We start from the raw sequence: 12,049 nt of genomic DNA, 5'->3' as shown, positions 1-12,049 counted from the left end.
CCATCCGGGTGGCTGCTGATTGAGCGGCGATAATGGCAATATACCGGCGCACTTGGCACCCATGTTGGCCTGACCCGGCATGTGCCGGCTTGAGCGCAATGTGAGCGCGAGTTGGGCAAGTTGGGCAAATAGAGAGGCGAGCATCGCTGCCAGCACAGAGATGCGCAAAATGCAGAGATGCCCAAATACAGAGATGCAAAAAGGGAGGCTGATGCCTCCCTTTGTGTAACGGGCGCTGGGGCCCTGTGTGGTGCCGAGGTCAGGCTCAGTAACCCAGGGTGAAGCGCTGGCGCAGGTGGGCCGGTTTTTCCGCTTCGTTGAGCACGCCGTCGGCCAGATCGCCGACCGTGATCCCGGCCGGTTGTTCACCGCTGAACAGCACCTGATCGCCACCGAGGTGATAGCCGCCGCGCTTCTCGCCGGGTTCCAGGAACACGGGCGGGGAGACGAAACGCCAGTCGAGGGTGGTTTCACGGCGCAGGGCGGTGAGGCCGTCGCGGGCGGCCAGGGCCCCCTGTTTCCACTCGGCTGGGAATTCCGGGGTATCCACCAGTTGCACGCCGGGGGCAATTTCCAGACTGCCGGCACCGCCGACCACCAGCAGCCAGCTGTTGGCCGCGACGGCGGCGGCTACGATGGCGCTGGCCCCCTTGAGGTACTGATCGTAGATGTCCGGGACGGTCCAGCCCGGGTTGTAGGCGCTGATCACCCGATCGTGCCCCTTGAGCACCTTGGCCAGCGCCTGGCTGTCCTGGGCATCCACCGCCACGGCGGTGACCTGCGGGTGAGCGGCGACCTTGCTGACATCGCGGACGATGGCGGTGACGTGATGGCCACGGCTGACGGCTTCATTGAGGATGGCTGTACCGACAAAACCGCTGGCACCGATCAGGGCAATTTTCATGGGAGATTCTCCTTCACTGTTGGAATGGGGCTATCCTACGCCCCCGAATGTGATTTAATAATCCGTTATAAATTGCATTCACTTATAAGCTGGATTTAATAATGGAACAGCTCAAGCGTTACGCCATCTTCGCCGCCGTGGTCGAGGCGGGCAGCATGACCGGCGCCGCCAAGGCCCTCGGCATGACCCCCTCCGCCGTCAGTCAGCATATCAGCCAGCTGGAGAGCCTGCTCGGCCTCACTCTGCTGCACCGCTCCACCCGCCGCCTCAACCTGACCGAGGCGGGGGAGGTGGTGTGGCAGGGGTGCCAGTCTCTGCAGCAGACCCTCAACCAGACCGAGCTGCGCCTCTCTGAGGTGCGCGACAGCCTGCTGGGGGAGGTGCGGATCACCGCGCCGGTGGGGATGGCCGGCCAGCCGCTGGCGAGGGCACTGTCGCCGCTGCTGCAGGCCCACCCCGGCCTGTGCATTCAGATCATCGCCGACGACGAGAAGCGGGATCTCATCAAGGAGCGCATCGACGTGGCGCTGCGGGTCGGCACGCTCGAAGACTCCACCCTGGTGGCGCGCAAGCTGGGCCAGACCCGGATGCTGCTGTGTGCCTCACCCGCCTACCTGGCGCGCAAGGGCACCCCGCGCAGCCCGGAGGCGCTGCTGGATCACGACTGGCTGGCCGCCGATATGCTGAACGGCGGCCTGACCTTCTTCGACGAGAAAGGGCAGGGGCACAGGGTCAAACCCAAGCCGCGGGTGGTCTGCAACAACGTGTTGCCGCTGCGCCAGTTCACCCTGGCGGGGCAGGGGGTGTCGCTGCAGCCGGAGGGGGAGATCGCCGAAGATCTCGCCTCGGGTCGCCTGCTGGAATTGCTGCCGGGCTTTCGGGTGCCACCCATGGAGATCCACGCCATCACCCCGCAGCGGGAGATCCCGGAGAAGGTGCGCCGGGTGATCGCCGCCCTGCGCAGCCACTTCGCCGAGCCGGTGGGGGCCGCGGCGACACGTCCGTAGTCCGGGCAAGGAAGAAGGCCGTTCCGGTTGGCCGGATTAAAAAAGAGGGCAGCCCGCGGGCTGCCCTCTGTCGATGCCATGCCGGTGAGACAAGGCACGGCCTCACTTCATGTAGAGGCCGCCGTTGATGGCCAGGGTCTCGCCGGTGATATAGGCACCCGCCTCGCTGGCAAGAAACACCACGGCGGCGGCGATCTCTTCCGGCTTGGCCAGCCGGCGCATGGGGATGTCGGCCTTGATGCTGTCGAGGATGTCGGTGCGGATCGCCTCCACCATGGGGGTGGCGGTGTAGCCGGGGGCGATGGCGTTGACCGTCACCCCGAAGCGGGCTCCTTCCGCTGCCAGCGCCTTGGTGAAGCCCAGCATGCCCGCCTTGGCCGCCGAGTAGTTGACCTGGCCGAACTGCCCCTTCTGGCCATTGACCGAGGAGATGTTGATGATGCGGGCATCGCGCTGTTCGCACATGGCATCGAACAGCGGCTGGGTCACGTTGTAGAGGCTGCACAGGTTGGTGTGGATCACCTCGAACCACTGCTCCGGGGTCATCCGCTTGAAAGCCCCGTCCCGGGTGATGCCGGCATTGTTGACTAGCACGTCCACCCGCCCTTCATCCTGCAGCAATCGGCCCAGAGTGTCGCGGCACATGGCGGTGTCGGCGACGTCCAGCGCCAGCAGCCGCACCTGATCCGGCCGAAAACCCTGCTCCCCGTACCAGTCGTGCGCCGCCGCCCCGTTGGGGCTGGAGTGGGTGGCGATGATGCGATACCCCTGGGCCAGCAAGGCGGTGGTGATGGCGGATCCGATGCCGCCACGGGCTCCGGTGATCAAGGCAACTTTCTTCATCTTGGCTCTCCCTGCATAAAAGATTCGAACGAGGACTTTATGGGCTTTTTGAGGTAATTGATATATTTGTTTTCAAACAATCTGACAGGCAAACGCGTCACTTTTGTGACAGTCTGCCAAGCTGGCTTGACGCGCTGGCCTAAGGGGCAGGCAAGGCCCTGGACAAGGGGGCCGAGGTGAGCGCAGCGGCCAGCGCTTGCCGCCAAGGTCGCGGCCATGTTTAATGGGGCCCTTGCGCGCAGCGCCTTGCCGACAGCCCAGATCCGATCTCGTCATGACCATCTTGTCCCCCATTCCGGGCGCCATGCCCCAGCCGCACAGTCAGCTGACCCGCATCGAGCGGGTGCTCGACTACATCCACGCCAACCTGGATCAGCCGCTGGCGCTGGCCGAGCTGGCGGAGCAGAGCTGCTGGTCGCGCTGGCAGTTGCAGCGGGTGTTCCTCCATGAGACGGGGCTGACGGTGGCCCACTATGTGCGCGAGCTCAAGCTGAGCCAGGCGGCAGAGGCGCTGCTGTCTGGCCGCCAGCGGGTGCTGGATCTGGCGCTCTGTTACGGTTTTGGTTCCGAGGTGAGCTTCAGCCGCGCCTTCAAGCAGCAGTTTGGCTGCTCGCCGCTGGCCTATCGCAAGCGGGGCCTGCGGCTGGGGCTGCGTACTCCGCTGGTGCGGGCTACCCTGCCGCAGCCCATGCCTGCCAGGCTGGTACAGGTACGGATCGAGAGCCAGCCGGGCTTTATCCTGCACGGGGTGAAGGGGCAGATCCGCGGGCTGTTTGCCACCGCCCCCGACTTTCAGCAGACGGTGCCCGCCATCTGGCGCGCCCTGCGTACGGCGGGCGGTTTGCTACCCGGGCAGGAGCGGGTGGGGGTGGTGGATGTCCGTGGCGCTGGCGAGTCGCTCCCCTACTGGGCGGGCAGCGTGATGGAGGAGGGGGCCAGCTTGCCTGCCGGTCTGGCGCGCCTCCCGGTGCCGGCCCAGATCTACGCGGTGCTCAGCCACGTAGGCCCGGTCAGCCAGCTGGGGCAGACCCTCAACTGGTTCATCCTGCACTGGCTGCCGAGCTCCGGCTATCGCGGGGTAGACGGTTTCGAGCTGGAGCGTTACGCCCCCGATTTTGACGGCAACCAGCCGGATGCCCGCATGGAGTACTGGCTGCCCGTCTCCCCTCTCTGACAGGGCTATTCCCTTGCCCGGCGGATGCCGGGCGCTGCTATCCCTCTTTCCTTTTTGCTGCGCCAGGCTTCGATATCCATTCGACATCGCCTGTGTTGCTGCCGTCAATTGAGGTTGCCGGATGGGGCCAGCCTGGCCGCATTTTCTCCCTTTTCAGTGCCAACATGCCCCAAATTGTTAATTCAAGGGCAAAATGACCCAATAAAATGCAAATGAGATTTGTTATTATTCATTCATTGCATTCGAGGATCAGATGTACGCCACTCACCCCCCTTTGACCCTGGTCGCCGCGACCATCTCCGCCCTGTTGGCTGGCCCCGTGCAGGCCGCCGCTGCCGAGCGCCCGACACAGACCCGGGCCGACGAGACCCTGACCGTGCTCGGCGAGACCTATCGCAACACCGCGACCAAGACCCGGCTCGACCCCCTGGAGACGCCCCAGGCCATCTCGGTGGTGGAGGGTGACACCCTGGAACAGCGCGGCGTCAGTTCGGTGAGCGAGGCGCTGCGCTACGTGCCAGGCGTCAACACCGAATTGCGGGGCGGGGCGGTCAACCGGCTGGATCTGTTCAACATCCGCGGCTTTGACAACTACCAGAACTTCTACGACGGTCTGCTGCTGCAGTACAACGACTGGAACCTGCAGCCCCAGATCGATCCGGTGGCCATCGAGCAGCTGGAAGTGTTCAAGGGGCCCACCTCCGTGCTTTACGGCAGCATGCCCCCCGGCGGCATGGTCAACCTCATCGCCAAGCGCCCCCAGCGGGAGAGCAGGCACAGCGTCAGCGTGGCGAGCGGGACGGGCACCCTCAAGGAGCTGACCCTCGACAGCACCGGTGCCCTCAACGATCAGTTTGCCTATCGGCTGGTGGGGCTGGCTCGCCAGAAAGAGGGCCAGGCGGTGACCTCAGAGGAGGAGCGCTACGTGCTGGCGCCCTCTCTCGACTGGCAGTTGAGTGATCGCACCCTGCTGAACCTCAACCTCTATTACCAGAAAGACCCGCAAGCCGGCATCTACACCACGGTGCCGGCCAGCGGCTCGGTCAAGTCCAACCCGCTGGGCCAGCTGGGCAGCGATACCTTCCTTGGCGATGAAAACTGGAACCACTACAGCCGGGAGGTGACCCTGCTTGGCTACAAGCTGAGCCACGACTTCAACGCCAACTGGCAGCTGCTGCAAAACGCCCGCTACATGGATGCCTCGGCCAATCAGCAGAACACCTACAACGCGGCGCTGGCGGCCGATAACCGCACCCTGGCCCGCAACGCCTACCTGACCGATGAAGACTCTCGCGGCTTTGTCATAGACAACCAGCTGGCGGGCAAGGTGCAGACCGGCAAGGCCCAGCACAACCTGCTGCTGGGGGTCGATTACCAGTATCTGGATGCGCGCATTCTCTACCGGGATACCCTCGACTACTCTGCCCCGGCCATCGACATCTTCAACCCGAACCACCAGCAGATAGTGCCGGCAGACCTGGCCTTCAACTATCAGGACAACCGAACCATCCGCCAGTACCAGAGCGGCCTCTACCTGCAGGATCAGGTGCGCCTCGATCGGCTGGTGGCCATCGGCGGCGCCCGCTACGACCGCTACCGGATGGACACCGACAGCCGGACCCTCTATCAGGGGGCGGCGAGCAACACCCTGGCCCAGATTGATCAGGACAACCTCTCGCTGCGCCTCGGTGCCCTCTACGAGCTGGATAACGGCCTCTCGCCCTATGTGAGTTATGCCGAGAGTTTCGAACCGGTGGCGGGGGCGGACAAGCAAGGCCAGGCGTTCAAACCGGCTACCGGCCGGCAGTGGGAGGGGGGGCTCAAGTTCCTCTCCGAGGACATGAGCAAGACCTTTACCGCTTCGGTCTTCCACATCACCAAGCAAAATGCTCTGGTGACGGATCCGGATAATGTCTACGGACCCAAGCTGCAGACCGGCGAGATGGTCTCCAAGGGGGTCGAGCTGGAGGGGCGACTCGATCTCACCAGCCGCTGGGATCTGGCGCTGAGCTATACCCGTCAGGATATGGAGATCACCCGCGACACCACCAGCCTGCAGGGCAAGACCCCGGTCTGGGTGCCCAAGCAAATGGCTTCGCTGTGGAGCAACTACCTGCCGGCCGGCCCGCTGGCAGGGGCGCGCCTGGGGGCTGGCCTGCGCTACGTGGGGGAGGCCCAGCTTGATGCCGCCAACACCGACACCGTGCCGGATTACCTGCTGATGGACATGGCTGCCTCCTACGATCTGGCCCAGCTCAGCCAGCGCCTGCAAGGGGTGGCGGTGTCACTCAGCGCCAGCAACCTGTTCAACAAGACCTACTACTCCTGCTACGACCAGAACAACTGCTGGTTCGGCGCCGAGCGCAGCGTGGAGGCGCGACTCAAATACGTATTCTGACCCTGCGTCCCGGGCCGCGCCCGGGACTCTCTCACCACATGACTGGCGCCGGCCGCCGTGCCCGCACCCCGGGGGCGCGGCGCGAGCCGGATCTGCAGGCGCTGGCGGATCACGGCGCCCTGTTCGCGGCCGCCGCCGGGCTTATCCCGTCCCTCAAGGGGCGGCTGGTGGCCGCTGGCGAGGCTGCGGCGCTGTTGACGGCGACCAAGCAGGCCACGCCGGCCGAGGTGGCGGCCGCACTGCACGAGTATTGGCGGCTGGCCCATCCGGAGGCGGGCCCCGCCTACTGGCTCACCCGCAGCTGGGGCATGCTCTGCTGGCAATCCATCTATCTGGCCATGGTGGCCGTCTATCGGCTGCGGGCCGTGCCGGCGCTGGAGAGGCTGGGCCAGGGCTATCAGGATGGGCTGGTATCGGGCTTTACTCTGCCGGCCGAGCCGATGATCAAGGGAGATCTGGAGCGCTTGATCAAGACGGCGGGCGAGCGGCTGCAGGCCCATTGGCAGGCACTGTTCGCAGCGCTCGGGCAGGTGCAGCGGCTGCGACCCGGCTTCGTGCGCCCGCTCTTGGCGGACGATCTGCTGGCGGCGCTGGTGCGGGTACCGGCGTTCTTTGACGAGATAAGCCACGCCGAGGTGGCGGCCCATGCGCCGCACTGGCTTGCCGCCTGCGGCCTGCCGGCCGAGCACCTGACGGGCTGGCAGTCGGCGCCCTGGCCGCCAGCGGCCGGCTTGGTCGGTTATGTGCGCCAGCGCTGCTGCCTGCACTACAAGCGCCACGATGGTGAGCTCTGCGCCAACTGCCCGCGGCGACAGGGTGCGGCGAGCTGTGAAGAGGGTGCTTGAACAGAGAAGCCCTGCGTGATGACAAGCCGCCCTCAGGCGGCTTTTTACTGCGCTTTTACGTTGCCTATCTTGATACGAATCCGCTCGAACAGGCCCTGCTGTCTGCAGCTACAGCTGATCCTGGTCGGCGCAGCACCCTTCTCTTGCAAGTCACAGTGTTTTTACGTCGCCCATCTTGCTGCGAATGCGCTCGAACAGGCTCTGCAGGCAGGCTTGATCCCGGTCGGCGGCGCGCACGGCGCCATACATGTGGCGGCGCACTCCCTCGGCGAGCGGGCGCGCCTCGAGCAGCCCCTGACGCACAAACTCCTCGCAGGCCCAGCGCGGCAGGGCGGCGACGCCCAGGCCGGCGGCGGCCATCTGCAGCATCACGGAGGTGTTGTCCACCGGCTTGCAGCGGGTGGGCTCGATACCGGCTGGCTGCAGGAAGCGGCTGAACACGTCCATCCGCGCCCGCTCCACCGGGTAGACCAGCAGCACCTCGGGGCGCAGATCCTCAGGCTTGATGGTCTGCTGCCCACAGAGGGGGTGATCCGGCGCCATCACCAGCACCAGCTCGAAGGCGAACAGCGGCTCGAAGTGGAGATCGCCGCGCGCCTGCACGTCCGAGGTGAGCAGCAAGTCGAGCTGGCCGCCGAGCAGGGCGCTGATGGCATCAAAGCCCGGCACCGACTCCACCTCCAGATCCACTCCCGGCCACTGGCGGCGAAAATCGGGCAACAGCGGCAGCAGCCACTGGATGCAACTGTGGCAATCGAGCGCCAGGTGAAGGCGACCGGCCTCGCCGCTGTGCAGGGCCTGCAGCTGTTTCTCGGTCTGCGCCAGCGCCGGCAGCACCTGGCGGGCCAGCCCCAGCAGCTGGTTGCCGGCCGCAGTCAGCACCAGCGGCCGGCTCTTGCGCAGATAGAGCTCCAGATTGAGGCGGGTCTCCAGCTCTTTTAGCTGGTGGGAGAGGGCGGACTGGGTGAGGTTGAGGGTCAGCGCCGCACCGGCCAGCGAGCCCTGCTCGGCCAGCGCGCTCACCGTTTTCAGGTGCTTGATGTCGATCCCCGGGTTGCTTGACACCGCCATGGTATCCCTCCTTGTTGTGCCTGGGCGGCGGCTTGTTGCCCGCCTTGAGAATTTCTTGAGAGCCAGTTGAAAAGGATTCAATAGCCAACGCCACCTTATCTTGTCATTTTGGATGTGTAAACATCTGGATGGCTAAATCATCCAGTTCACCATCAGATGAATGAGCATAAGGAATGGAACCTATGACCTGCGCACACACCCTGGGCTTTCCCCGTATCGGCGCCAAGCGCGAGCTGAAATTTGCCCTCGAATCCTACTGGCGCGGCGAAACCAGCCAGGCCGAACTCATCGCCACCGGCAAGAGCCTGCGTGAGCGTCACTGGCAGGCCCAGCAACAGGCCGGTGTGACCCTGCTGCCGGTGGGTGACTTCGCCTGGTACGATCAGGTGCTCGGCACCAGCCTGCTGGTGGATGCCATCCCCGCCCGCCACCGTCATGGCGACACCGATCTCGATACCCTGTTCCGGGTCGCCCGTGGCCGTGCGCCGACCGGCCCGGCCGCCGCCGCCGCCGAGATGACCAAGTGGTTCAACACCAACTACCACTACCTGGTGCCCGAGTTCAGCCGCGACCAGCGCTTCAAACTGGGCTGGAGCCAGCTGTTTGACGAAGTGGAAGAGGCCAAGGCGCTGGGGCTACCGGTCAAGGCGGTGCTGCTGGGGCCCGTCTCCTACCTCTGGCTTGGCAAGGAGAAAGAGAGCGGCTTCTCCCGCCTCGAGCTGCTCGATCGCCTGCTCATCGTTTATCAGGAGATCCTGGCGAAACTGGCCGCTCAGGGGGTGGAGTGGGTGCAAATCGACGAGCCGGCGCTGGCGCTGGACCTGCCGGACGAGTGGCGGCTGGCCTATCTCAACGCCTATGAGCGTCTGGCCGGCCCCTGCAAGCTGCTGCTCACCACCTACTTCGGGTCCGTGGCCCATCAGCGCGACATCATCACCAGCCTGAAGGTGGATGGCCTGCACCTGGATCTGGTGGCGGCCCCCGAGCAGCTGGAGACGCTAGTCCCGCACCTGCCGGCCCAGTGGGTCATCTCGGCCGGGGTCATCAACGGTCGCAACGTCTGGCGTGCCAACCTGGCCAAGCTGGTACCGACTCTAAAATCGCTGAAGGATAAGCTTGGCGAGCGGCTCTGGGTTGGTTCCTCCTGCTCCTTGCTGCACAGCCCGGTGGACTTGACCCTCGAATTGGAGCTGGATGCCCAGACCCGCAGCTGGTTCGCCTTTGCCCTGCAAAAATGCTACGAGCTGGGGTTGCTGGCTGACCATCTCAATGGCGGGGAGCTGGACAAGATCACTGCCTACAGCCAGCCCATCGTGGATCGGGAGTCCGACAGCCGGGTGCACAAGAAGGCGGTGCAGTCACGGCTCGCCAGCCTGACCAACAGCGATTTCGATCGCCACAGCGCCTACCCGGTGCGGGCTGACGCGCAGCGCTCGGATCTCAAGCTGCCGCTGTTGCCGACCACCACCATCGGTTCCTTCCCGCAGACCTCGGAAATTCGGGTGCTGCGCCAGGATTGGCGGGCGGGTCGCATCGACGACAGTGCCTATGAGGCGGGCATTCAGGCCCAGATCAAGGATGCCATCCTGCGCCAGGAGGCCATCGGGCTGGACGTGCTGGTGCACGGCGAGGCCGAACGCAACGACATGGTGGAGTATTTCGGTGAGCTGCTGGATGGCTTTGCCATCACCCGCTTCGGCTGGGTACAGAGCTATGGCTCGCGCTGCGTCAAGCCGCCGGTGATCACCCGTGACATCGACCGGCCGACCCCCATGACCCTGGCGTGGACCCAGTTTGCCCAGAGCCTGACCGACAAGCCGGTCAAGGGCATGCTGACCGGCCCGGTGACCATCCTCTGCTGGTCCTTCCCGCGCGAAGACGTGAGCCGCGAGCAGTCCGCCCTGCAGATTGGCCTCGCCATTCGCGACGAGGTGGCAGATCTCGAAGCCGCCGGCATCAAGATCATCCAGATAGACGAGCCGGCGATCCGTGAAGGGCTGCCCCTGCGCAAACAGGATCACCAGGCTTATCTGGACTGGGCGGTGCGGGCCTTCCGTCTGAGCGCAAGCCCGGTGGCGGACAGCACCCAGATCCACACCCACATGTGTTACAGCGACTTCAACCTCATCATCGAGGCGGTGGCGGCGCTGGATGCGGACGTGATCACCATCGAGACCAGCCGCAGCCAGATGCAGCTGCTCGAAGCGTTCGAGCGCTTCAACTACCCCAACGAAATCGGCCCGGGCGTCTACGACATCCACTCGCCAAACGTGCCGAGCCAGAGCTGGATTGAAGGCCTGCTGCGCAAGGCGGCCAAGCAGATCCCGGCCGAGCGGCTGTGGGTCAACCCGGATTGCGGCCTCAAGACCCGCGGCTGGGAAGAGACCGAAGCCGCCCTCAAGGTGATGGTCGATGCCACCAAGGCGCTGCGCGCCGAGCTGGCCTGAAGAGCATCAGCAAACAACAAGAGAGTACGGGCATAACGAACGAGGGAAGGCGCAAGCCTTCCCTCTTTTTTTGTGCGCTCTGTAGCCCCTTAAAGGGTGACGACAAAGGTGCCGCTGGCAAGCCCTGGGCTCGGGACGGGCGAGGGGGCACTCGGCAGCTGCTGCGGCTGGGGCTCCCTCGCCAGCGCTTCGGCCAGCCAATGGTGATCGAGGGGGATGGCATTGCGATCACCGATCACCAGATTGAGGTGCTGGGCGCCGAGGCAGCCGTAGCGGGCGGGATCGGTCTGGGTAAAGAGACCGAGGCAGGGTACGCCGCTGGCGGCAGCCAGGTGCAGCGGCCCGGTGTCACCGCTGACGAAGAGGGAGAGGCCGCCGGCAAAGCGGGCCAGCTCGCTCAGGCTGGAGAGGGAGACCTGCACGTCCCCGAGCCGGGGCTGGGGATCGGCAGGATCCTCGAGCTGGATCAGCAGGGCACTGGGGTAGTGGCGGCGCAGATCCCCGAGCAGTCGTTGCCACTGGGGCAGAGAGAGCCCCTTGCCCTTGCGGGCGCCGGTGAAAAAGCCGATGAGCGGCCGCGCCGGGTAGTCCTGCCTGAGTGCCACCAGCCGTGGGCTGGCGCTGTGCAGCAAGCTGCCGAGCTCAATCTGATCGGCGAGATGGCCGTGCATGCCGAGCAGTTGCAGCGGCTGGTGGGCGTAATGGCAGTGCTGGTTGGGGGTGAGGGGCTGGGGGAACAGGGCGTCGCCCTTGGCATCGTCAAAGCCCAGCTTCTCGCGGGCCTTCACCCAGCCGGCGATCAGGTGATCGGTGCTGGAGGCAAAGGGCACGTAGACCCGATCGTAGTGCTGACGGCGCAGCCGCCACAGCACCGACAGGGAGGCCAGCAGCCGCTTGCCCTGCAGCTTGACCGGATGAATGCGCTGCAACTGCAGATCGGCCAGGAAGGGGAGCAGCTGACCGCCGCTGCACACCAGCTCTATCTCGGCGTGGGGGTGGGCGCTGCGCACCTTCTGCAAAAAGGGCAGCAGAAACAGGTTGTTGCCAATGCGGCAGGTACTGCGAATGACCAGGATCCGCCGGGGGGGCTGGCTGCTCGCCGGCAGTCGGCCTTGACGCGCGAGCCAGGCGAGGGCTGCCCGCTCCAGCCCGGCGGTCCAGCAGCGGCGCTGGCCGTCGAAGCGGCGAAGGGCATCTCTGATGGTGCTCATAAGTAGTGGCTCCGTGCATGAAGATGAGCTCAAGATGACACTGCGATTCTTAAGGGCGTGTTAAGAGAAGGGGGAAAGGGGGGCGTCAGCAGCTTTTTTGTAATAATTTGTTGCTGCATCACAGTTTTGTGACGAGCGCGGGGAGCAGA

9 protein-coding genes are annotated in these 12,049 nt (G+C 65.1%); 5 read left to right on the top strand and 4 right to left on the bottom strand.

The window, feature by feature from the left end; genetic code table 11:
• Positions 1 to 265: 265 nt before the first annotated feature.
• Positions 266 to 904 carry an NAD(P)-dependent oxidoreductase gene (locus tag PG900_RS04135; RefSeq protein WP_270799119.1) on the bottom strand — a complete coding sequence of 213 codons (639 nt, stop codon included), beginning with the start codon at positions 902 to 904 and terminating at the stop codon, positions 266 to 268.
• A gap of 101 nt (positions 905 to 1,005) precedes the next feature.
• On the opposite strand from PG900_RS04135, the gene PG900_RS04130 reads away from it, so the two are divergent.
• Positions 1,006 to 1,911 carry a LysR family transcriptional regulator gene (locus tag PG900_RS04130; protein WP_270830974.1) on the top strand — a complete coding sequence of 302 codons (906 nt, stop codon included), beginning with the start codon at positions 1,006 to 1,008 and terminating at the stop codon, positions 1,909 to 1,911.
• Between the two features lie 102 nt (positions 1,912 to 2,013).
• Here the strand turns inward: PG900_RS04130 and PG900_RS04125 are convergent, their stop codons facing one another.
• Positions 2,014 to 2,754, bottom strand: coding sequence for an SDR family oxidoreductase (locus tag PG900_RS04125; RefSeq protein ID WP_011705821.1), 741 nt, complete (start codon positions 2,752 to 2,754; stop codon positions 2,014 to 2,016).
• 196 nt (positions 2,755 to 2,950) lie between these two features.
• Between PG900_RS04125 and PG900_RS04120 the strand changes: the two genes are divergently transcribed.
• From PG900_RS04120 to PG900_RS04110, 3 genes are all read left to right on the top strand, one after another.
• On the top strand, positions 2,951 to 3,928 hold the full coding sequence (locus PG900_RS04120; RefSeq protein WP_270830973.1) for an AraC family transcriptional regulator: 978 nt from the start codon (positions 2,951 to 2,953) through the stop codon (positions 3,926 to 3,928).
• Between the two features lie 253 nt (positions 3,929 to 4,181).
• Positions 4,182 to 6,326, top strand: coding sequence for a TonB-dependent siderophore receptor (locus PG900_RS04115; protein ID WP_270830972.1), 2,145 nt, complete (start codon positions 4,182 to 4,184; stop codon positions 6,324 to 6,326).
• A gap of 38 nt (positions 6,327 to 6,364) precedes the next feature.
• On the top strand, positions 6,365 to 7,171 hold the full coding sequence (locus PG900_RS04110; RefSeq protein ID WP_270830971.1) for a siderophore ferric iron reductase: 807 nt from the start codon (positions 6,365 to 6,367) through the stop codon (positions 7,169 to 7,171).
• Positions 7,172 to 7,321: 150 nt separating this feature from the next.
• On the opposite strand, the gene PG900_RS04105 is transcribed toward PG900_RS04110, so the two are convergent.
• Positions 7,322 to 8,242, bottom strand: coding sequence for a LysR substrate-binding domain-containing protein (locus PG900_RS04105; RefSeq protein ID WP_270830970.1), 921 nt, complete (start codon positions 8,240 to 8,242; stop codon positions 7,322 to 7,324).
• A gap of 182 nt (positions 8,243 to 8,424) precedes the next feature.
• Between PG900_RS04105 and metE the strand changes: the two genes are divergently transcribed.
• On the top strand, positions 8,425 to 10,689 hold the full coding sequence (gene metE, locus PG900_RS04100) for a 5-methyltetrahydropteroyltriglutamate--homocysteine S-methyltransferase (RefSeq protein ID WP_270830969.1): 2,265 nt from the start codon (positions 8,425 to 8,427) through the stop codon (positions 10,687 to 10,689).
• Between the two features lie 89 nt (positions 10,690 to 10,778).
• Here metE and PG900_RS04095 read toward each other — a convergent pair whose 3' ends face one another.
• Positions 10,779 to 11,900, bottom strand: coding sequence for a glycosyltransferase family 9 protein (locus PG900_RS04095; protein ID WP_270830968.1), 1,122 nt, complete (start codon positions 11,898 to 11,900; stop codon positions 10,779 to 10,781).
• Positions 11,901 to 12,049: the final 149 nt, after the last annotated feature.

Source organism: Aeromonas sp. QDB03, from assembly GCF_027707985.1.
GTDB classification, from domain to species: domain Bacteria; phylum Pseudomonadota; class Gammaproteobacteria; order Enterobacterales; family Aeromonadaceae; genus Aeromonas; species Aeromonas hydrophila.
This window is presented reverse-complemented; position numbering and strand designations above follow the sequence as displayed.